Source organism: Acinetobacter lactucae (genome assembly GCF_001605885.1).
Lineage (GTDB): Bacteria > Pseudomonadota > Gammaproteobacteria > Pseudomonadales > Moraxellaceae > Acinetobacter > Acinetobacter lactucae.
In genome coordinates, this window is record NZ_LRPE01000034.1 from 80,247 (window position 1) to 101,307 (window position 21,061).

The 21,061-nt window shown below is 38.7% G+C and carries 21 protein-coding genes; 14 read left to right on the top strand and 7 right to left on the bottom strand.

Annotated features, from left to right (window positions below):
- Window positions 1-42 precede the first annotated feature (42 nt).
- The 5 genes from AWW73_RS11815 to AWW73_RS11835 form a co-directional block, all read right to left on the bottom strand.
- Complete coding sequence (locus tag AWW73_RS11815; protein WP_002114298.1) at window positions 43-786, bottom strand: amino acid ABC transporter ATP-binding protein; 744 nt, start codon at window positions 784-786, stop codon at window positions 43-45.
- A 13-nt stretch (window positions 787-799) separates the two neighbouring features.
- Window positions 800-1,477, bottom strand: coding sequence for an amino acid ABC transporter permease (locus AWW73_RS11820; RefSeq protein WP_016145033.1), 678 nt, complete (start codon window positions 1,475-1,477; stop codon window positions 800-802).
- Between the two features lie 2 nt (window positions 1,478-1,479).
- On the bottom strand, window positions 1,480-2,322 hold the full coding sequence (locus AWW73_RS11825) for an amino acid ABC transporter permease (protein WP_016145032.1): 843 nt from the start codon (window positions 2,320-2,322) through the stop codon (window positions 1,480-1,482).
- Between the two features lie 94 nt (window positions 2,323-2,416).
- The gene (locus AWW73_RS11830) at window positions 2,417-3,310 is read right to left on the bottom strand and encodes an amino acid ABC transporter substrate-binding protein (RefSeq protein WP_016145031.1); all 894 of its coding nucleotides are present in this window, start codon (window positions 3,308-3,310) and stop codon (window positions 2,417-2,419) included.
- A 532-nt stretch (window positions 3,311-3,842) separates the two neighbouring features.
- On the bottom strand, window positions 3,843-4,607 hold the full coding sequence (locus AWW73_RS11835; protein ID WP_016145030.1) for a glutathione S-transferase family protein: 765 nt from the start codon (window positions 4,605-4,607) through the stop codon (window positions 3,843-3,845).
- Between the two features lie 345 nt (window positions 4,608-4,952).
- Here AWW73_RS11835 and AWW73_RS11840 point away from each other — a divergent pair, with 345 nt between their 5' ends.
- From AWW73_RS11840 to ychF, 8 genes are all read left to right on the top strand, one after another.
- Window positions 4,953-6,188 (top strand): SfnB family sulfur acquisition oxidoreductase, encoded by a 1,236-nt coding sequence (locus AWW73_RS11840; RefSeq protein ID WP_081409601.1) that lies wholly within the window; start codon window positions 4,953-4,955, stop codon window positions 6,186-6,188.
- 12 nt (window positions 6,189-6,200) lie between these two features.
- Entirely contained in the window at window positions 6,201-7,424 is a 1,224-nt protein-coding gene (locus AWW73_RS11845; protein ID WP_062849736.1) for an SfnB family sulfur acquisition oxidoreductase, read from the top strand.
- Window positions 7,424-8,836, top strand: coding sequence for an LLM class flavin-dependent oxidoreductase (locus tag AWW73_RS11850; protein ID WP_062849737.1), 1,413 nt, complete (start codon window positions 7,424-7,426; stop codon window positions 8,834-8,836). The genes AWW73_RS11845 and AWW73_RS11850 overlap by 1 nt, the downstream gene beginning before the upstream one ends.
- Window positions 8,837-8,850: 14 nt before the next feature.
- On the top strand, window positions 8,851-9,681 hold the full coding sequence (locus tag AWW73_RS11855; RefSeq protein WP_016145026.1) for a MetQ/NlpA family ABC transporter substrate-binding protein: 831 nt from the start codon (window positions 8,851-8,853) through the stop codon (window positions 9,679-9,681).
- 13 nt (window positions 9,682-9,694) lie between these two features.
- On the top strand, window positions 9,695-10,528 hold the full coding sequence (locus AWW73_RS11860) for a MetQ/NlpA family ABC transporter substrate-binding protein (RefSeq protein WP_062849738.1): 834 nt from the start codon (window positions 9,695-9,697) through the stop codon (window positions 10,526-10,528).
- Between the two features lie 5 nt (window positions 10,529-10,533).
- Window positions 10,534-11,610 carry a methionine ABC transporter ATP-binding protein gene (locus AWW73_RS11865; RefSeq protein WP_081409602.1) on the top strand — a complete coding sequence of 359 codons (1,077 nt, stop codon included), beginning with the start codon at window positions 10,534-10,536 and terminating at the stop codon, window positions 11,608-11,610.
- Window positions 11,591-12,250 carry a methionine ABC transporter permease gene (locus AWW73_RS11870; protein ID WP_001153960.1) on the top strand — a complete coding sequence of 220 codons (660 nt, stop codon included), beginning with the start codon at window positions 11,591-11,593 and terminating at the stop codon, window positions 12,248-12,250. Before AWW73_RS11865 ends, AWW73_RS11870 begins: the two co-directional genes overlap by 20 nt.
- A 93-nt stretch (window positions 12,251-12,343) precedes the next feature.
- Window positions 12,344-13,435, top strand: a complete 1,092-nt coding sequence (ychF, locus tag AWW73_RS11875; RefSeq protein ID WP_062849740.1) for a redox-regulated ATPase YchF — start codon at window positions 12,344-12,346, stop codon at window positions 13,433-13,435.
- 47 nt (window positions 13,436-13,482) lie between these two features.
- Here the strand turns inward: ychF and AWW73_RS11880 are convergent, their stop codons facing one another.
- Window positions 13,483-14,004, bottom strand: coding sequence for an Mpo1 family 2-hydroxy fatty acid dioxygenase (locus AWW73_RS11880; RefSeq protein ID WP_062849741.1), 522 nt, complete (start codon window positions 14,002-14,004; stop codon window positions 13,483-13,485).
- A 92-nt stretch (window positions 14,005-14,096) separates the two neighbouring features.
- Between AWW73_RS11880 and AWW73_RS11885 the strand changes: the two genes are divergently transcribed.
- Window positions 14,097-14,804 (top strand): Crp/Fnr family transcriptional regulator, encoded by a 708-nt coding sequence (locus AWW73_RS11885; protein ID WP_062849742.1) that lies wholly within the window; start codon window positions 14,097-14,099, stop codon window positions 14,802-14,804.
- Between the two features lie 56 nt (window positions 14,805-14,860).
- Here the strand turns inward: AWW73_RS11885 and AWW73_RS11890 are convergent, their stop codons facing one another.
- Complete coding sequence (locus tag AWW73_RS11890; RefSeq protein ID WP_205630325.1) at window positions 14,861-15,331, bottom strand: hypothetical protein; 471 nt, start codon at window positions 15,329-15,331, stop codon at window positions 14,861-14,863.
- Window positions 15,332-15,452: 121 nt separating this feature from the next.
- Here AWW73_RS11890 and AWW73_RS11895 point away from each other — a divergent pair, with 121 nt between their 5' ends.
- The 5 genes from AWW73_RS11895 (at window position 15,453) to glnD (ending at window position 21,050) form a co-directional block, all read left to right on the top strand.
- A complete protein-coding gene (locus AWW73_RS11895) occupies window positions 15,453-16,175 on the top strand; it encodes an AzlC family ABC transporter permease (RefSeq protein WP_062849744.1) in 723 nt (240 codons plus the stop codon).
- A 1-nt stretch (window position 16,176) separates the two neighbouring features.
- Window positions 16,177-16,518 (top strand): L-valine transporter subunit YgaH, encoded by a 342-nt coding sequence (ygaH, locus tag AWW73_RS11900; protein WP_057105800.1) that lies wholly within the window; start codon window positions 16,177-16,179, stop codon window positions 16,516-16,518.
- Window positions 16,519-16,649: 131 nt separating this feature from the next.
- Complete coding sequence (locus AWW73_RS11905; protein WP_062849745.1) at window positions 16,650-17,039, top strand: tautomerase family protein; 390 nt, start codon at window positions 16,650-16,652, stop codon at window positions 17,037-17,039.
- A 102-nt stretch (window positions 17,040-17,141) separates the two neighbouring features.
- Window positions 17,142-18,359: a formate-dependent phosphoribosylglycinamide formyltransferase gene (gene purT / locus AWW73_RS11910; protein WP_081174232.1), complete on the top strand. Its 1,218-nt coding sequence runs from the start codon at window positions 17,142-17,144 to the stop codon at window positions 18,357-18,359.
- A 27-nt stretch (window positions 18,360-18,386) separates the two neighbouring features.
- The gene (gene glnD, locus AWW73_RS11915) at window positions 18,387-21,050 is read left to right on the top strand and encodes a [protein-PII] uridylyltransferase (RefSeq protein ID WP_062849747.1); all 2,664 of its coding nucleotides are present in this window, start codon (window positions 18,387-18,389) and stop codon (window positions 21,048-21,050) included.
- The last annotated feature ends 11 nt before the right edge of the window (window positions 21,051-21,061 follow it).

The window sequence follows — 21,061 nt, forward strand, 5'->3', positions numbered from 1 at the left end:
GATAAAAAAAAGAGCCTTTAAAGGCTCTTTTTTTTAGAGGTATTAATGCATCGCCTGAATTTTTTCTAAGAACAATTTAGCGCGTTCATGACGAGCTTCTAAATTATCAAAGAATTCATGCGTTGGGCAGTCTTCTAAAATTTTACCTTCATCCATAAAAATTAATCGATTAGATACTCTTTTAGCAAAGCCCATTTCATGGGTAACACACATCATGGTCATGCCTTCATGTGCAAGTTGCACCATAACTTCAAGAACCTCACCCACCATCTCAGGATCAAGTGCAGAAGTTGGTTCATCAAACAACATACAGATTGGGTCCATAGACAAGCCACGCGCAATCGCTACACGTTGCTGCTGACCACCCGACAACTGACCCGGAAATTTATCTTTATGAGCAAGTAAACCTACACGCTCTAAATATTTCAAACCTTTTGCACGAGCATCTGCAACTGAACGCTTTAACACTTTAACTTGAGCAATCGTCAAATTTTCCAAAACAGTCATGTGTGGAAAAAGTTCAAAGTGCTGAAAGACCATTCCTACTCGGGAACGGAATTTAGCAAGATCTGTTTTTGGATCTTTAAGCGAAATTCCGTCAACAATAATGTCACCTTGTTGAAATGGTTCTAAAGCATTTACTGTTTTAATGAGTGTTGATTTTCCTGAACCAGATGGTCCGCAAACAACAACGACATCACCTTTTTCAATACTCGTCGTGCAATCTGTTAAAACCTGAAAATCACCATACCATTTAGAGATATGTTGGATGTCTATCATTGGCATTTAAAATCTCCAATTAGCGAATGATGGCAATTTTTTGCTGTAAGCGTTTGACTAAATGAGACAGCACAAACGAGCTACAGAAATACACTACAGCGACGATTAAATAGAATGTTGCTTTCGTTTCAGGTCCATAGGTATTGGCCAATGTATCTGCACGACCTAAAAAGTCTGGTGCACTAATGACATAAACTAATGAGATGTCCTGAAATAGAATGATTGTTTGAGTTAACAATACTGGGAGCATGTTACGGAAAGCTTGAGGTAAAACGACATAGCGCATTGATTGACCATAGGTAAAACCTAGCGCATAGCCTGCATGTACCTGACCTTTTGAAATAGACTGAATTCCAGAACGTACAATTTCCGAAAAAAAGGCTGCTTCAAAAATAGCAAAAGTAACAACACTGGAAAACAACGGCCCCCAATATGTATCAGATTGAAACTCAAATATTTTCGGCAACAAAAAGTAGAAGATAAAGATCACCTGAATCAGTGGAATACCACGAAACAGATCAACATAAAATTTTGCAAAATTACTTGCGATAGCATTGCTAGATAAACGCATCATTGCCAATGGGGTTCCGATAAGGATACCGCCCATCATTGCTAATACCGTTACGGTAAGCGTAAAAATGAAACCTTCTTTAAGTGCTGCAATCACATCAGGATTTTGTAATAAAGAAAAATCCATAATTACTTCCCTCCTGAACCTAAGCCAGGTACAGCCATTCGTTTCTCAATCCATGCCATCAAAAACTTAATGCTATAAGTGATAATCAAATAAACAGGTGTTGAGAGAATAAGAATGATAATGTCCTGAGAAGTTTCTTCACGCATAGTTTTCGTGTAAGCAAAGAAATTCAAAACACTCAACGCATATAAAACAGCTGAGTTTTTGAAAACGTTCATTGCTTCAGAGGTAATCGTTGGCCATACAGTACGATATGCAACTGGTAAAATGACATAACGATAACTTTGTGCTGTCGTAAAACCCATAGCGGAAGCCGCAAACTTCTGTCCACGAGAAACGGTATTAATTCCGGCACGTATGTGCTCAGATACACGGGCAGCCGTGTAAAGACCTAATGCAAAAACACCAATAACCGCAGGTTGCTGATTTAAAATATTTTTCCACCAACCACCAGCAACTACATCCCCACTACCTGCACTTAAGCTGTCCGGTAAAAACTCCGGAAAAACAAAGGCCCAGAAGAATAGTTGCACAATAAGTGGAATATTACGGAAAATTTCAACGTAACAATTGCCGATAAATGCGAGAGGTTTGTTGGGTAATGTACGAATTACCCCTAGGAGAGAACCTAATAAAAATGCGATAAGAAAGGCTATAACAGCTGTCCAAATCATAGTGAACACGCCTGAACCTAACATTTGTAACCATGTGGGTGCCTCAGCATAAGCATTGTAGCTTGAGCTACCAATAGCTTTACAAACTGATTCTGCCCATGCGGCTTTATCGACACCATATTCATTAGACTCCGCACAGAATATAGTCCAGTTTAGTGAGCCGACTGACATGTTTGCCCCTTAAATTAATATCTTTAGAAAATAGACCACTTGTGCAAATGCATCTTTACACTTACACAAGTAAATTTAGGACAAAAAGATCCAGTTAGATTCCTGCATCTGTTGGGCGAGCTTTTAATTTCTTATAAGATGAACTTTGTTGCATGTTCAAATTAGTATTTTTTGGTGGAATTGGTGATAAGAACCACTTCTTATATAAAGCGTCCATTTGACCAGTTTTCCAGAGATTATTTACAGTACGATCTGCAACTGCTTTAAATTTTGGATCATCTTTAGCAAGCATAATGCCATAAGGTTCAGATGAAAGTACCGGACCCACAATTGCAAAAGCTTTAGGTGTAGAAGACTTCGCGATCAAGCCTGCTAAAATATTATCATCCATTACAAATGCTGCAGCACGACCAGATGCCATCATGGCAAAAGAGTCAGCATGATCTTTACCATAAATATTTTGGACATTAACAGCCTGACCTTTTTCATTCATCTTGATGTATTTGTCAGATGTAGTGCCTTGAGTGGTAACAACTGCTTTACCATTTAAGTCTGCCAAACTCTTAATGCCAGAGGTGGCTTTAACCGCCATACGCACTTCTGTCGCATAGTAGTTTGTTGAGAAACCGACTTGTTGCTGACGTTGTTTAGAGTTTGTAGTCGTACCACATTCCATATCAATATTACCGGCCAAAAGCTCAGGAATACGTGTTGATGAAGTTACTGCCTTATATTCAACTTTTAAGCCAGGCATTTTCAATTCTTTTTTAATTTCATTTGCAAACTGGTTACAGATATCGACTGCATAACCTACTGGTTTACCTGCAACAACATATGAAATTGGATCTGAGGATTCTCGATGACCAATGACGATTTTTCCGGTACTTTTAATTTTAGCTAATGTATCTGCTGCTTGAATTTGAGAAGTAGCGCCAACCGTACAAAGCATAACTGTTGAAATAATGAGAGAGGTTGCAGAACGTTTCATAAGAACTCCTTGATGATCATTCTCTCTATTTATCTATAGAATCATTCATATAGAGCAATAGAGTGATTTATTATTAAATTGCAATTATCGAGCCAACTTTTCCAAGTCAGGCACATCCATTTGCTTCACTTATTTTATTCAATCTGTTTTGCAGAATTAATACCTTTAAAACTGCTCACATGTTTCTACTTTAATCTATGTTTTAATCTTCTGTCTATTATTAAGCTCATCTATTTACACTTAAATGTGGCAATTATTGATTACAATGTAAACACACGCACAATAAAGTGGCTTAACTTTGGCTAAAAACAATGTTTAAAAAAATTGTATTTTCCAAAAAATCATAAAAATTAAAATTATTAGTTATTTAGGTAAATTTAAATTTATATCGTAAAAAGTATTTTAGGTAGCAAAATAATATAAACAAATGATCTAATAAAAATCATTTAGAAACTTGATAGTAATGTCTATATAATTAAATCAATTATCAATGATTAAAAAAGCCCCGATTTTCTCAGGGCATTTTATAACTTTAAATTCCACGCCAATCTACACGCGCATTACGTTCAGTTTGATATATTCTTAAAACATACTGACCTAGGGGTAAATCGAGTAAATTTTGCTGATAATTATTCCATTCTTCCGAAACATCTTCAGCCTCTTCACGTTCCCACGGCGTACCCTTTATTTCCAATAAAGGAGCAAGCATAGAACATACAGAAATATCAGCAAGACTTAAGCGATCGCCCACCATATAACGTGCCTGATTTTCGATTAAGCAGTTATTGAGTTCATTGATGAGTTCATCCATACGCTCTTTTGACTGGTTGACTAACTCCTCTTCAAGTTTATAGTTCTTCTTTACCAGTGTTTTGAGGAATGGCTTCGATATTTTTTCAAACTGGCGTAAATAACCTTGTTCACCCATCATAATTTCTAAAGCATGGTCTCCATGTGCCAACGTGTGTGCCAAAGCCCAACGACGGACATGAATACCTAACTCATCAGCCAAACTATCAATTTTTAATGTTTGCTGTCTTAATTGTTCATCACGACGTAACAGTGAATGCTCCGGATAGGTATCATCCAGATAAAGTGCAATTTTAGTCGATTCAGCAATCCATTGATGATCATCTTTCAAAATAGGCAGTAAATTCTGGCCTGTCTTGAGTTGTGCAAAAGCACGATGGAACCCTGGAATTAAGTTATGAGCCACATAATCAAGTTCTTTATGGTCTAACAACCAGCGAGCTTTTTCACAATAATGGGACAAAGGAAACTGATACAAAACCCGCATAAAATCTCCACGTTTATTTTTATTTGACTATTTGTACAAAAATGGTCGATGGTAAGTAGATACTTTAGAAGCTATTTTTAGTTAAAACAATGGATATTGTGCTCATTTTTCACTGACAGTTAGGTCTATATTTTTTATATCTTTTTTTACCGTACTTATAGCTCTTTTTCATATTAAAACTATTTTAGTTATTCATTTTACAAATAAAAATCATAATTTGTTGATTTTTAATGTATTTCTATATCTCTATTTATCTATTAAAAATCAAAAAAAGTGCTTTGCATTTTTATTCATAAGCTGAGCATAAGTCCTCGTTTAGTGGAAAAATATTTCTTTTGTAAGGTAATGATAGCAATACAAGGTGTCATTATGTCTAATTCTCTATCTAAAACGACGGCATACGTCCAAATCATTCAAAATGATCAACAAGCAATTAATGCTGCTTATCAAGTAGCTGATTTTGCTTTAGAGGGTCGTAATACACGTGATCAACAACGCTTATTACCGCATGAGCAAATTGAAAGCTTTAGCCAAAAGGGTTTAGGCGGAATTCGCATTGCAAAGAAATACGGCGGAGCTTTTGTTTCCAATAAAACTTTGGCTCAAGTTTTCCGTATTTTGAGTAAAGGTGATGCGAATGTTGGTCAGATTCCACAAAATCAGATTAGCCTGTTAAACCTGATCGAAATCATGGGCACAGAACAACAAAAACAATTTATCTTTTCAGAAATACTAGCCGGTAAACGTCTTGCCAACGGTGGCCCCGAACGAAATACTCATGACTCAAAAACCTTAAAAACTACTCTTACTATTGAAAACGGCAAATATATTTTAAATGGCGAAAAGTTTTATTCGACAGGTACCAGTTTTTCACATTGGCTCGCAATTAAAGCGATTCATTCCGAAGGTCATGTCGTTTTAGTGATTGTTAATCGAGATGCCCAAGGCATTGAAGTCATTAATGACTGGAATGGATTTGGTCAACGTACTACAGCGAGCGGTACAGTTAAATTAAATCAAGTTGAAGTTAATCCTGAACTTATTTTTGATGAGCGATTATTGACGCAAACCCCAACCTATCGGGGTGCCTATTCTCAGTTATTACAAGTGGCAATTGATGTAGGCATCGCTGAAGCTGCTTTTGAAGATACTTTATCGACTATTCATAAAGCACGCCCAATTATTGATGCAAATGTTGAAAAAGCCAGCTTTGAACATTACACCCTGCAAGAAGTAGGTAAGTTAAATATTTTGCTCGATGCTGCAATTTTACTGCTTGATGAAGCTGCTGAGTATTTAGATGAACTTGATCAACTTCAAACGGTGACTGACGAACAAGTAGCAAAAGCTTCAATTCTAGTCGCAGAAGCAAAAGTCTATGCTAATGATGCTGCCCTACAAATTTCTGAAAAGTTGCTAGAACTGGGCGGTAGCCGTTCAAGTTTAAGCCAACACAATTTAGATCAACATTGGCGAAATGCCCGTGTACATACTTTACACGACCCTGTCCGCTGGAAATTACACGCCATTGGCAATTATTACCTTAATGGTCATTTCCCTGCCCGCCATGCTTGGATTTAAGGAGAAATTGTCATGACTTCATATCAATCAGTTCAAACGAAACAAACGTCGGCATCAAACCAAGCACACATTATTCAAAATGATGCTGAAGCTTTAGAAATTGCCAAACAATTTGCCGAACAATTTAAAAAAACCGCTGTTGAGCGAGACGCTAAGCGGATTTTACCGTATACAGAAATCGATGCTTTGAGCCAGTCTGGCCTATGGGCAATTACAGTGCCAAAGCAATATGGCGGTACCGAAGTTTCAAGTCATACAGTTGCTAAAGTAATTGCGCTTTTAAGCGGTGCAGATGGTTCAATTGGACAAATTCCGCAAAACCATTTTTATGCTTTAGAAGTCTTACGCAATACGGGAACAGAAGCTCAAAAACAACGTTTATATGGCGAAGTTTTAAATGGCACTCGCTTTGGTAATGCACTTGCTGAGTTTAAAACCAAAACTTCAACTCATAAACAAACCAATATCCGTCCTTATGAGAATGGATATTTGATTCAGGGAGAAAAGTTTTATTGCACAGGAAGTTTGTTTGCTCACCGTATTCCAACCTTAGTTTTAGACGATGCAGGTCGAGAGTATTTAGCATTTGTAAAAAGTGGTTCACAAGGACTAAAACTTGTTGATGACTGGTCTGGCTTTGGACAGAAAACCACAGGCAGCGGCACCGTTAAGTTTGATCAGGTTTTTGTCGATGTAGATGATGTTATTCCTTTCGATACTGCATTTTTACAACCAACCTTAGTGGGCCCTTTTGCCCAAATTATGCATGCCTCAATTGAGGTAGGCATTGCACGAGCAGCCTTTGAAGAAAGCTTGCAAAGAGTGCATCAAGCCCGCCCATGGATTGATTCAAATGTAGAAACTGCAAACCAAGATCCATTAACGATTTATGAGCTAGGACGGATTGCCGTAGATGTACGAGCTAGTGAAGTGTTATTAAAACAAGCTGCTCAATCAATTGATGCCGCAAAAATTGAAACCACTCCTGAAACCATTGCAAAAGCTTCAATTGATGTGGCCAAAGTACGTGCTCATAGTAGCGATACAGCACTCAAAGCGTCGTCTAAGCTGATTGAACTTGCAGGGAGCCGTGGAAGTCAGTCACAAGATGGTCTAGACCGTTTTTGGCGCAATGCACGTGTGCACACGTTGCATGATGCCGCACGATGGAAATATTACTTTATTGGGAACTATGTTCTTAACGGTGTTCTACCACCTCGTCGGGGGACATTGTAATGACAGATTTCAAAGCAAAAGAGATTTTATTAAACGCCTTTGACATGAACTGTGTTGGACATATCAATCATGGCTTATGGACACATCCACGTGATGAGTCACACCGCTTTAATGAACTGAGCTATTGGACAGAACAAGCCAAAACCTTAGAAAATGGTTTATTTGACGGCTTGTTTATAGCTGATATTACAGGTGTGTATGACGTCTATCAAAACGGTATAGATCTCACTTTAAAAGAGTCTATTCAACTTCCAAGCCATGACCCATCTACACTCATTTCAGCTATGGCGGCAGTCACTCAAAATTTAAGTTTTGGGGTCACTGTGAACTTAAGCTATGAGCATCCGTATCAATTTGCCCGCCGCTTTGCGAGTCTTGACCATTTAACTCAAGGCCGTATTGGCTGGAATATAGTTACGGGCTATCTAGATAGTGCAGAACGCTTAATTGGCCAAAAGGGTTTAAAAGACCACGATGCTCGCTATGAACAAGCCGAAGAGTTTTTAGAGCTTTGCTATAAATATTGGGAAGGTTCATGGGAAAACGACGCAGTAAAAAAAGATAAAGCACGGCGTGTTTTTACAGATCCATCCAAAGTGCACACCATTCACCACCAAGGAAAATATTACCAAAGCGAAGGTGTGTTTCAGGTATCTCCTTCTGTGCAACGCACTCCAACACTGTTCCAAGCAGGTGCTTCACCTAAAGGTATGCAGTTTGCAACACGTCATGCTGAATGTGTATTTATTGGCGGGGATAGACCCGAAAAGATACGCGAACAAGTGAAAAAGATTCGTGCGCTTGCAGAACAGCAAGGCCGCTCAGAGAATGACATTAAAGTCTTTGTTGGTATAACCGTTGTTGTTGCCGAAACACATGATCTGGCTGTACAGAAACTTAATGAATATCGTCAGTATGCAAGTCCTGAAGCCGGCTTAGCGCATTATGCGAGTTCAACTGGCATCGATTTAAGTAAATTTGCCGACGATGAAGCGATTCCTTACCAAAAAAGTAACAGTATTGTTTCGATTACCGAAAAATTCAAAGAGCAACAAATCACGAAAAATGACTTAAAAGCTCAACATGTTTTAGGTGGTCGTTATCCCCTCATCGTAGGTAGTGGCGAAGAAGTTGCTGAATACTTAATTCATCTTTTAGATGAAACCGATATTGATGGCTTTAATTTAACACGTACTGTTGCACCTGAGTCTCACCACGACTTTATTCGCTTAGTCATTCCTGAGCTACAACAACGTGGTCGCTATAAAACTGCATATAAAACGGGTTCACTGCGGAACAAAATTTTTAATCGGGGTGATCAATTACCAGAACAGCACCCTGTTCAAGCGTTCCGATGTAGTCCCTATAACAACAGCAAAAACTTAACAACAATTGAAGAAATAACCGCTTAAATTTGGAGATAGACATGGCTCAAACAGCCTCTAAAAAATGGCTAGGTGTAGGCTTAGTCGTTATAGTCCTTTTTGTTGCTTTATTCTTTTGGAATAAACACCGTCAAAGTGGCTCAAATGAACTTGTGATTGGTATTAGTCCCCCATTTGCAAAAACTTTACAAGCTGCTGCCGATGAAGCAAAGAAACAGGGTTTAAACGTAAAACTGGTCGAGTTTTCTGACTGGAACACACCAAACATTACTTTAAATCATGGGGATATTGATGCCAACTTTTTCCAGCATCAACCATTCTTAGACAATGCAATTAAAGAAACTGGCTTTAAATTAAAGGCATTTGCAGTGGGTGCAGCATCACATGTGGGACTTTATTCAAAGAAATATAAAAGCCTTGATGAATTGCCACAAAACGCACGTGTAGTCATTCCAAATGATCCAGTCAATCAAGGTCGTGCCCTGCTACTTTTACAGCAAGCCAAATTAATTACGCTTAAAGATTCAAATAATCATTTATCTGCACTTAAAGATGTAGTCTCAAACCCTAAAAATTTGCAATTCATTGAGGTTGAAGGGCCACAAACTGCTCGTGCAATTGATGACGTTGACTTAGCTTTTGGCTATCCACATTACCTACGCTTAGCAAAAACTGCTGACCCTGAAAGTGCGCTTTTACTTGATGACAATACCAATAAACGTTATGCCATTTTGTTTGTAGTGCGTGACGACTATCAGGACAAGGGCGACAAATTGAAGAAATTTGTTGAGATCTATCAAAACTCGCCAAAAGTTAAAGCTGTGTTAGATGCTGAGATTGGGCCAACACTTTGGTTCCCTGGTTGGAAGTAATAACGGAAAGATTATGACTATTCAGTTCAAACAGCATAAGCCTTGGTTACTCGGAATTACGATTTTAATCGTAGTTCTGGGCCTCGTCGGTTACCGTTATATTAAAAATAAACAAGCCGATGATGTTTTAACGATTGGCATTAGCCCGCCTTATGCTGAGCTATTACAAAGCGTGGCCAATGAAGTTGAAAAGCAAGGTGTTCATGTCAAACTCGTTGAATTTTCTGATTGGCGAGCACCGAATGTTGCCGTACAAAACGGCGATATTGATGCAAACTTTTTCCAGCAAAGTGTATTTCTACGTAATGCTGTTAAAGAAACGGGTTATGACTTACATGCATTTGCCGTGGGCTCAGGAAGTCATGTGGGTTTATATTCAAAAAAATATAAATCACTTAAGAACTTACCTTCAAAAGCACGTGTGGCTATTCCAAACGATCCCGTCAATTTAGCTCGCGCTTTAATTTTACTGCACCGTGCAGGCTTAATTCAGCTTAAAGATATTAATAATGAACTTTCAACCACTCAAGACATTATTGTTAATCCGAAACAGCTGAGCTTCGTTGAAGTTGAAGGTCCTCAAACTGCGCATGCATATAACGATGTCGATTTAATTTTCGGCTTCCCCCACTACTTAAAAATGGCAAAGGTAACCGACCCGCATAGCGCATTATTTTTAGATCCAATCGACAAAAAATATGCAATTTTGTTTGTGACTCGTCGCGATTACCAAGATAAAAACCAAAAACTTGCAACCTTTGTTAAAGCATTCCAGAACTCAAAACAAGCACAAGACATTCTGGATAAAGACTTTGGCCAAGGTATGTGGTTTCAAGGCTGGAAATAAGGAGAATGACGATGGTGAGTTTTGGATCACAAGTTGATTTTTCTCTACCCCATATCAAAATTCGTGGTTTAAATAAGTTTTACCAATCACAAGGTCAAAAGCTACATGCTTTAAAAGAGATTAACCTTGATATTACTCAAGGCAAAATTTTAGGCATTATTGGTAAAAGTGGTGCCGGAAAATCATCCCTACTCCGTACTTTAAATGGCTTAGAGCAAGTAAATGTAGGCAGTATTCATATTCATCAACAAAATATTGCTGAATTGAGTCATGCTGAGCTCATCCAAACACGCCAGCGAATTGGAATGATTTTTCAACATTTCAATTTAATGTCTGCAAAAACAGTTTGGGAAAATGTGGCATTGCCTTTAAAAGTTTCCAATTACAACAAAGCAGATATCGACCAACGTGTAAATGAAGTTCTAGCACTCGTAGGTCTTGCAGATAAGTCTGGTTATTATCCATCACAACTTTCAGGTGGACAAAAGCAACGTGTTGGTATTGCACGCGCACTTGTTCACCACCCAGAAATTTTACTTTGTGATGAGGCGACTTCAGCACTTGACCCTGAAAGTACCGCCACTATTTTGGCTTTACTTAAAAAGATTAATCAGGAACTTGGTCTCACCATTGTATTAATCACCCATGAAATGCAGGTCATTCGAGAAATTTGTGATCAAGTGGTAGTGATTGATCAAGGTGAGATAGTAGAGGCTGGACAAGTCTGGTCTGTATTTTCACGACCAGAGCAACAAATTACCCAAGAATTGTTAAACCTTGAGCAGATCACTCTGCCTTTTAAAATCAGTCCTCTACCTGATGAAAATTCGACTCATATTATTGTAAAACTGAAATATGAAGCTGAAGCACATCAGGTTCCAGATATTCAAGAACTACTTGCTAGATTTAAAGCACCCGTCAATTTATATCAAAGTCAGGTCGATACCATTCAAGGGCACATTATTGGTTCACTTTTAGTCGGTATTTCTAACGTAGAAATTGATCTTTCATCTATACGACAAGACACGTCAACTGCAATTGCACAATTTGAGGTACTTGGCTATGCAAGACCAGCTCATTGATTTATTAATTACTGGAACTGTAGATACCTTACTGATGGTAGGCGCATCTGCATTTATTGCTTTTTTAATTGGCTTACCCATTGCTGTTATTTTAGTGAGTACTTCTGAGCACGGCATTCATCCGTCACAAAAGATTAATCAGGCTTTAGGTTGGGTAATCAACATTACTCGTTCTGTACCCTTTCTTATTTTAATGGTTGCACTGATTCCGCTTACTCGCTGGATTGTAGGTACAAGTTATGGCGTTTGGGCAGCCGTTGTTCCATTGACGATTGCTGCTATTCCCTTCTTTGCACGTATTGCAGAAGTCAGCTTACGCGAAGTCGACCAAGGCTTAATTGAAGCTGCTCAAGCCATGGGTTGTAACCGTAAACAAATTATTTGGCATGTGCTTTTACCAGAGGCTTTACCAGGAATTGTTGCGGGCTTTACCGTGACTATCGTGACGATGATTAACTCCTCTGCGATTGCTGGTGCTATTGGTGCAGGTGGCCTAGGAGACATTGCTTATCGTTATGGCTATCAACGTTTTGATATGCAAATTATGTTGGCTGTCATTTTGGTACTCATTGTTTTAGTCATGTTAGTACAAGCGACTGGCGATGCATTAGCCCAGCAACTTGATAAACGTAAAGTTTAAAAGCAATACAACCCTGCTCTAGCCATGACTTTGTCATGGCTTTCATGTAAAATCAGCGACAATTTTTAATTTACACATTTGTGAGTGGTTTTCATGGGTTTTAATTGCGGTATTGTTGGCCTGCCAAACGTAGGGAAATCAACCCTTTTCAATGCATTAACGAAAGCAGCGATTGCAGCGGAAAACTTCCCTTTCTGTACCATTGAACCAAACACAGGTATTGTTCCTGTACCAGATCCACGTTTAGACAAACTTGCTGCGATTGTTAAACCACAGCGTATTTTACCAACTACAATGGAGTTTGTGGATATTGCAGGTCTTGTTGCTGGTGCATCAAAAGGTGAAGGCTTAGGTAACCAATTCCTTGCTAACATCCGTGAAACTGATGCAATCGCTCATGTTGTGCGTTGTTTCGAAGATGAAAACGTGATTCACGTAAATGGTAAAATTGATCCATTAGACGACATCGCAACTATCAATACTGAACTTGCACTTGCCGATCTTGAAACTGTGGCTAAAGCGATTTTACGTTTAACTAAAGTTGCTAAAGGCGGTGACAAAGAAGCTGTAGCAACTAAAGCAGTTTTAGAAAAAATCCAACCTTTACTTGACGAAGGTAAACCAGCGCGTGCAGCTGATTTGTCTGATGACGAACGTAAATTAGTTCGTGGTTTTGGTTTAATGACTTTAAAACCGACCATGTATATTGCAAACGTTGCAGAAGATGGTTTTGAAAATAATCCACATTTAGATGCAGTTAAAAAACTTGCTGCGGAAGAAAACGCAATTGTTGTTCCTCTTTGCAACCAAATCGAAGCTGAGATTTCATTATTAGAAGATGAAGATCGTGCTGAGTTTTTAGAAGCAATGGGCATGGAAGAACCAGGCTTAAATGTGGTTATTCGTGCAGGTTACGCGCTTTTAGGTTTACAGACTTATTTCACTGCTGGTGTACAAGAAGTTCGCGCATGGACAGTAAAAGTTGGCGCAACTGCTCCTCAAGCCGCTGGTGTGATTCATACTGACTTCGAAAAAGGCTTTATCCGTGCAGAAGTTGTTGCATATGATGACTTCGTACAATACAACGGTGAAAACGGCGCGAAAGAAGCTGGTAAATGGCGTTTAGAAGGTAAAACTTACGTTGTTCAAGACGGCGATATAATGCACTTCCGTTTTAACGTTTAAGTTAAAGCTTAAGAAAAAGCCCCAATATGTTGGGGCTTTTTTTATTGTTAATGGCTAAGATCCATTGCCTCTCGTTTACTACGGGCCTCTTGTAAAATACGCTCATGCAATGGCTTTCTAAAACCTAACATAAATATAAATTCTGCCAATACAAATAATGGCCCTATCGCAAGTCCAATCACATCATCAACAAAAGCTGGTTTTTTCTTTTCGAAATAATGCCCCATAAATTGAAAGCCCCACCCCACCACAAAGAAACTAATACTTGCTGCTAACCACTCTCCAAAAGATAACTGAGCAATTTGATTCGCCAGAGGATACACAGCAACTAAGATAATGAGCATGAGTAAGCCAAAAATTTTATCTAGCAATAAATAATAGATCGTACTAGCTGCAATCAGGACTATGGCTAAAGTCAGTTTAAAATTACCAATATCGATGCCTGCTCTTGCTGTTAAACACAAAATTGAAAACACGATGAGCGGAATACCAATAAAATGCGTCAAAATATTTTTATGATTTAAATGATAAGCCGCATATTTGCTAAGCTCTTGCTCCAGATTTGACATGAGTTATTCCCTATTCACTTACATATAGTCATACTGTACATATAAGGAAAACTTAAAGTTGTCAGCTATTTGACAAAGTAAAGAATTTTTTCATGGATGTGCTGATATTGGACCTTATTTATATTAACCGACTAAAAGAAAACACATGGTTTAGTGTGCTTCCAGAAACATTCCAAAATTTTATTCTAGAACATGGCAAACAAATCACCTTTGAAAAAAATAGCTATGTTTTCCACGCTCAAGATATATTTGATGGTATTTATACCGTACTTGAAGGCTCAATTAGCTTGGGTTATGTCGATGTAAATGGTAATGAAGCACTTTCTGCTATTGCTGAGCCGATTATGTGGTTTGGCGAAATATCACTAATTGATCATGAACCGCGCTCACACGATGCGATTGCCTTGAAAAAAAGCACAGTTCTACATATTCCAGCGAAGCCTTTAAATGAGCTGCTCAAGGACAATCCATATTATTGGTACTATTTTGCACGTTTAACCAGTCAAAAACTCAGGTATGTTTTCTTAGAACAGATTGCGATACAAACACGTAGTATTTCTCAAAGGCTGGCTCAACGTCTTCTATTCATTTTAGAAGGATATGGCAACCATGTTCTTATTCAAGATCGCCAAATTCATATTTCTCAAGAACAATTGGCAAATATGTTGACCACATCTAGACAGACGATCAATCATGAGCTGAGCCTGCTCGAAAAACAAGAAATCATCAAAATTGCTTTTAGAAAAATTGAAATTTTAGATATTGAGAAATTGAAAGTTGTTGCTCAAGCCCATTATTGATGTTATCAAAGCAAAAAAGCGAGATTGATCATCTCGCTTTTGTACATTCGTTATTTTTATTTTGGAGAAGTATTTCCAAGGTTTGGCTTATCGATCGCATCCTTACACTGAGCTTTATCACGCTCATAATCTGCTTGCTTTTGGGCAACTGAACTATTGTTTTCTAGCGTTTCGCGCGCCCATATATCCAAACTTGTTAGGGCTTTACGACAGAGTGCATATTTCCCTTCTGTCACAGAATCAGTCATTTTTACATTAATACGCCAGTCTGTACTCAATTGGCGTAAAGGTTTACGAACTTTGTCATTAATTTGGCTGAGTTGCTTTTCATAAACTAAATGCTCAACCGTATTAATTAATGTCCATGCTTTTTGAGCATAAACAGTTGCATCATTGGTTAGTTTCGGTGCTGGCTTAATTTCTACTTTTTTTTCTGCACCTTGATTACCATTATCACAGCCCTGCAATGTAAAAATACCTGCACTTATCATGGCGATATAAACTAAACGAATCTTTGCCTTGAACATATCAAACTGCCGATTAAACATTTCGGCACTATGCTATTAAATTCGGCTACAATACTCAATCTTTCAAGTATTTTTATCATTTGGTTTATCGCCAAGGTGTATTGTGTCCGAACAACAATTGATGCCTGCTCAAACGGCAACTTTTTGGCAAGGCGCCAAAGATAGCCAAGCTATCGTACTCACCTATTTACCCGTTTCTTTTGCCTTTGGCGTTTCTGCATCTCAGTTTGGTTTTACACCATGGGAAGCTTTTTTTCTATCTTGTTCAATGTATGCAGGCGCTAGCCAATTTTTGGTTGTCGCGCTTTTAGCTAGCGGTTCATCCATTTGGCTAACAGCATTAACAGTCATTGCCCTCGATATTCGCCATGTTCTTTATGGGCCTGCTCTATACAACCTGATTCCAAACAAATTAAATCTTAAGAAAACGGCAGTGTGGGCTTGGGGCTTAACGGATGAAGTTTTTGCCAGTGGGATGATCCAACTTTCACAGCGCAGACAGCAATGGTCTGAGTCTTGGATGCTTGGCCTAAGTCTATTTAGTTGGATGGCTTGGGCAACCGGTTCTTTGTTAGGCGGATTATTTGCCGATCAAGTCGCTCATTTACCAAAGTTTTTACAAGCAGCTTTAGATTTCTTATTACCTGCTTTATTTTTAAGTTTTTTATTAGCGGCATTTGAACGAAAGCATAGCCTTGTTGTTGCTATATCGTTATTAGTTTCAGCCTTGGCCTGTTATTGGATTAACTTATCTGCTGCTATTTTTATTGGCATTCTTTCAGGTATTTTAGCTGGTCTGTTTAAACACTACCTGCTAAAACAGCATGATGAAGTTGAGGTTTAATATGAACCTAGAAATTATTCTGGTCGGCATTATTGTGGGTATTGCCAACTTTGCTTCACGTTTCGGACCATTTTTTGTAATACAAAAATTACAGGGTTCGCAGCAAAGACGCGGCTCAGTCTGGATCAAAATTGCTTTAGGAAGTATTGGTATCTCTGCAATTAGCGCTATGCTTGTGGTTGCAACTCTTCCACCACTCCTTGAAACCCCAGATAAAAGCTTAGCGATGCTGATCGGTTTTTTAGTTTTAGCAGGACTTTATTTTAAATTTAAGAAAATCGTACCAGCAACTTTAACTGCTGCAATTGTTTATGGCCTCATCTATACATATTTACCTTTATGAATAGATAAACTCATCTTCCTTATATAAAATAAAACCTAGCCAGAAGCGTTTAAGATTGAAACTTCTGGGTTGAAAAATCTAATTTTTGAATTGATTAAAAAGATAACCTTAGCTACTTAATAGAGATAAAAATGTCACAAGTTAAAATTTATGCAAATGAACAAACTATTATGCAATATCGAGAATTACTTTCTCATGCAATCCATCAAGCACTTATTGAAGAATTGAAATATCCTGTCGAGAAAAGATTTCAGCGTTTTATTAGTCTTAAACCCGGGAACTTCATTTACCCTTCTGACAGAAGCCAGCATTACATTATTATCGAACTTTCAATGTTTGTAGGCCGCAGTCCAGCCACTAAAAAACAACTCATTCAAACCCTATTTCGCAACATTCAAGAACAATGCAAAATTGCACCTCAAGATATCGAAATCACTATTTTTGAAACACCTAAAGAAAATTGGGGCATCCGTGGTAAAAATGGAGATGAATTGCTTTTAAACTATCAGGTTAATATCTAAAAACTACATTTTTAATTGTCCGACAAAATTACTTTTTTTATGCGTTATAAGGCTTAACTCCACCATAAGTTCTGCTATGCTTAAAAAAATAATTTTGTCAGGATGATTCGCATGAGCGTGACACTCGGTACCCCACTTCAATCTTCTGCATTTAAAGTTTTATTGTTAGGTTCAGGAGAGCTTGGCAAAGAAGTTGTAATTTCCTTACAACGCCTTGGTGTAGAAGTACATGCAGCCGACCGTTATGATCATGCACCAGCCATGCAAGTTGCACATTTTTCTTATGTGTTAAACATGGCAGATCCTGCTCAATTAAAACAACTCATCGAAAAAATTAAACCAAATTTAATTGTCCCTGAAATTGAAGCAATTGCGACAGAAGTTTTACTAGAAATTGAAGCAAGTCAAACCGCAACTGTGATCCCTTCTGCTAAAGCTGTAAATCTCACCATGAACCGTGAAGGCATTCGCCGTCTTGCGGCTGAAGAACTCGGCCTACCTACTTCTGCCTACCGTTTTGCAGATTCTCTAGAAAGCTTCCGCGCTGCATGTGACGACATTGGTTATCCAAACTTTGTAAAACCTGTAATGTCTTCTTCTGGCAAAGGTCAATCTCGTGTAAAAAGTTTCGATGAAGTCGACGCTGCATGGGAATATGCAATGCAAGGTGGCCGGGTTAATCAAGGTACAGTCATTATTGAATCTCAAATTGACTTTGATTTTGAAATTACCTTACTTACTGTTCGTGCTAAAAACCCTGAAACTGGTGAAATTGAAACTCACTACTGTGATCCAATTGGTCACCGTCAAGATGCGGGTGATTATGTAGAAAGCTGGCAACCTCAACCCATGACCGTAGCAGCACTTGAAGAAGCAAAACGTATTGCAAATAAAGTGACAACGGCACTGGGTGGTTGTGGTATTTTTGGTGTAGAGCTGTTTATTAAAGGCGATAAGGTTTGGTTTAGTGAAGTGTCACCTCGCCCGCACGATACAGGACTCGTAACTTTAGCGTCACAATTTCAAAGTGAATTTGAACTGCATGCACGTGCCATTTTAGGTTTGCCTGTAAACACTGCACGCCATAGTGTTGCCGCAAGTGCAGTGATTTATGCGGGTGTAGATGCCAACAACTTAAGCTTTAGCGGTTTAAATACGGCGTTAGCCAATCCAGACACTGACCTGCGATTGTTTGGTAAGCCAGAAGGTTTCAAACGCCGTCGTATGGGTGTCGCAACTGCACGTGCAGAAAATACCGATCTTGCTCGTACTTTAGCAAAAGAAACCGCTGATCAAGTAAGCGTAAAAACTAACTCTTAATATTTACTTATTGGTAGACCCATTTTCATGATCAATACATCGCCATTGTTGAACTACGTTACAAGCCATCATGATATTAAAGCCATTAATCAATGGCGAACGGATGTAGAAAAGCAATTGCAAGATTCATATGAAAATGGGCAATCTATTCGTGAAATCATCAAAGCGCGCTCAGACCTGGTTGATGAAGCACTGATCTTTTTATGGAAACATGCTGAACTCGACCAGACTGGACTCGGCTTATTTGCGGTAGGTGGTTATGGGCGACGTGAAATGTTGCCCTATTCTGATGTCGATATCATGATTTTATCAGAGCATGAAATTAACGAAGAAAACGAAAAACGTATCTCTACTTTTATTTCCTCTTTATGGGACGTGGGTAATTTCAAACCCGGCATTAGCGTTCGCACCATTCAAAGCTGTGTTGAACAAGCTGCGACCGATTTAACCGTAGCAACAACTTTAATTGAAGCCCGTTTAATTACAGGTAATAGTCAGCTTGCAAAATGGCCTCGCCGTATTGTTTCGCAAACATGGACAGATAAAACATTTTATGACGCAAAAATGGCAGAGCAAGCCAAGCGTTATCACCAACACAATAATACTGAAAGTAATTTAGAACCTGACATTAAAAATGCACCGGGCGGTATCCGTGACATTAACCAGATTGGCTGGATTGCTAAACGTCACTTCCGTGTGAACCGTATTTATGACTTAGTGCATTTAGGTTTCATTTCAGAGTTTGAACTTGCGGTTTTAGAAGAAGCTGAAAGTTTTCTTTGGGAAATTCGACATCATTTACACCGTTTAGCCAAACGTGATGAAAACCGGTTACTCTTTGACCACCAAAGAGAAATTGCTGCTAAATTTGGTTACGTTCGTCAAGAAGGCCAACCTGTAAATTATGGCGTTGAGCAATTCATGAAACGCTACTACCGTACGGCGCAGCAGGTTTCAACACTCAATGAAATGTTACTGGCGTATTTTAGTGAGTCAGTCATTACTCCTCGACTCCCCAACTATGAACGCAAAATTGAAGTTGTTAACGATCACTTTAAGATTGTCGACAATAAACTTGCAGTACAACATCACAAAATATTTGCAGAGCATCCAAGTGCGATTTTAGAGTTGTTCTATATTTTGGCTAATCGACCAGATATTGAAGGCATTCGCGCTCGTACCTTACGCTTACTCATTCTTGCTGCGAAACGAATCAACCAAAGTTATCGTGATAATCCAGAGCATCAAGCACTATTTATGTCGATTATTCGTTCACCGTATCGTTTATACGATACCTTGGTTGCGATGAAACGATACGGTGTTTTAGGAAACTATATTCCTGCTTTTGGCCAAATTATGGGCCTTATGCAATATGACCTGTTCCATATCTATACGGTCGATGCCCACACATTATTATTACTACGTAATTTAAATCGTTTTAGAGAACCTGAATTCGCTAAAGAATTCCCTGTAGTAAGTTCAGTTTTCCAACGTCTTGCTCGTCAAGATATTGTCTTTATTGCTGCTTTATTCCATGACATTGCAAAAGGTCGCGGTGGTGACCACAGTGAACTTGGAGCTGAAGATGCGATTGAGTTTGGTCGTGCACATGGCTTTACAGAACGTGAATGTAAATTAATTGCATGGCTTATTCAAAACCATTTACTCATGTCTTTGACAGCTCAGAAAAAAGATATTTCTGATCCAGATGTTGTTAAAGATTTCGCCGAAAAACTGGGCGATATGGAGCATCTTGATTATCTCTATACCTTAACGGTTGCAGATATTAATGCGACAAATCCAAAACTCTGGAATACATGGCGGGCATCTCTCATGCGTCAACTTTATACGCATGCTCGTGATGTAATCCGTACTGGTTTAGGTCGTCCTGTTGATTATCAAATGCTGATTGAAGACACCAAATTTGCAGCAAGTGAATTACTCGTAAATAACTTCTCATTGGCAGATGTCGAAAAAGTATGGCAAGAACTAGGTGATGAATACTTCATTAAAGAATCGGCAGATGAAATTGCATGGCACACACAAGCAATTTTAAAGCATGGAGATAATCCAGAGCCATTAGTGCTCTTGCGTGCTCACCGTAAAGCAGCTCAAGATGCAGTACAAATCTTTATTTATACTCGCGATCAACCTAACCTGTTTGCCACCACTGTTGCCGTTTTAGACCGAATGAACTTAGACGTTCAAGATGCAAAAATTATCACAGCAAGTACAGCATTTAGTTTAGACACTTATGTTGTACTTGACCGTTTCGGTACATTACTTACTGACCCAGAACGTGAAGAAACCGTTAAAAATGCATTAGTGAAGGCACTTAGCCAACCAGACCAATATCCGGGACTCATGCAACGCCGTATTCCACGTCAATTACGTCACTTCGACATTGAAAATACAGTCGATGTAACATTAAATGAAGCCTTACAGCAAAATATGGTCGAAATTTCAACACTCGATCACCCTGGCCTACTTGCACGCGTGGGTGGTTTATTTATGATGCAAGGTTTAGACATCCATTCAGCCCGAATCGCAACTTTAGGTGAACGCGCCGAAGATATTTTCTTTGTCACCAAAAAGGATGGAAAACCGCTGAATAACGAAGAGGTCAAACTCTTCTCGGAAAAACTGAAAGCTGCATTAGATGAAGCATCTAATCAAATTTGTCAGCACTGAAACTCAACTAC

Coding starts and splice junctions, on each gene's coding strand:
- AWW73_RS11815 (WP_002114298.1), bottom strand. CDS start 786: ATGCCAATGATAGACATCCAACATATCTCTAAATGGTATGGTGATTTT.
- AWW73_RS11820 (WP_016145033.1), bottom strand. CDS start 1,477: ATGGATTTTTCTTTATTACAAAATCCTGATGTGATTGCAGCACTTAAA.
- AWW73_RS11825 (WP_016145032.1), bottom strand. CDS start 2,322: ATGTCAGTCGGCTCACTAAACTGGACTATATTCTGTGCGGAGTCTAAT.
- AWW73_RS11830 (WP_016145031.1), bottom strand. CDS start 3,310: ATGAAACGTTCTGCAACCTCTCTCATTATTTCAACAGTTATGCTTTGT.
- AWW73_RS11835 (WP_016145030.1), bottom strand. CDS start 4,607: ATGCGGGTTTTGTATCAGTTTCCTTTGTCCCATTATTGTGAAAAAGCT.
- AWW73_RS11840 (WP_081409601.1), top strand. CDS start 4,953: ATGATAGCAATACAAGGTGTCATTATGTCTAATTCTCTATCTAAAACG.
- AWW73_RS11845 (WP_062849736.1), top strand. CDS start 6,201: ATGACTTCATATCAATCAGTTCAAACGAAACAAACGTCGGCATCAAAC.
- AWW73_RS11850 (WP_062849737.1), top strand. CDS start 7,424: ATGACAGATTTCAAAGCAAAAGAGATTTTATTAAACGCCTTTGACATG.
- AWW73_RS11855 (WP_016145026.1), top strand. CDS start 8,851: ATGGCTCAAACAGCCTCTAAAAAATGGCTAGGTGTAGGCTTAGTCGTT.
- AWW73_RS11860 (WP_062849738.1), top strand. CDS start 9,695: ATGACTATTCAGTTCAAACAGCATAAGCCTTGGTTACTCGGAATTACG.
- AWW73_RS11865 (WP_081409602.1), top strand. CDS start 10,534: ATGACGATGGTGAGTTTTGGATCACAAGTTGATTTTTCTCTACCCCAT.
- AWW73_RS11870 (WP_001153960.1), top strand. CDS start 11,591: ATGCAAGACCAGCTCATTGATTTATTAATTACTGGAACTGTAGATACC.
- ychF (WP_062849740.1), top strand. CDS start 12,344: ATGGGTTTTAATTGCGGTATTGTTGGCCTGCCAAACGTAGGGAAATCA.
- AWW73_RS11880 (WP_062849741.1), bottom strand. CDS start 14,004: ATGTCAAATCTGGAGCAAGAGCTTAGCAAATATGCGGCTTATCATTTA.
- AWW73_RS11885 (WP_062849742.1), top strand. CDS start 14,097: ATGGATGTGCTGATATTGGACCTTATTTATATTAACCGACTAAAAGAA.
- AWW73_RS11890 (WP_205630325.1), bottom strand. CDS start 15,331: ATGTTCAAGGCAAAGATTCGTTTAGTTTATATCGCCATGATAAGTGCA.
- AWW73_RS11895 (WP_062849744.1), top strand. CDS start 15,453: ATGCCTGCTCAAACGGCAACTTTTTGGCAAGGCGCCAAAGATAGCCAA.
- ygaH (WP_057105800.1), top strand. CDS start 16,177: ATGAACCTAGAAATTATTCTGGTCGGCATTATTGTGGGTATTGCCAAC.
- AWW73_RS11905 (WP_062849745.1), top strand. CDS start 16,650: ATGTCACAAGTTAAAATTTATGCAAATGAACAAACTATTATGCAATAT.
- purT (WP_081174232.1), top strand. CDS start 17,142: ATGATTCGCATGAGCGTGACACTCGGTACCCCACTTCAATCTTCTGCA.
- glnD (WP_062849747.1), top strand. CDS start 18,387: ATGATCAATACATCGCCATTGTTGAACTACGTTACAAGCCATCATGAT.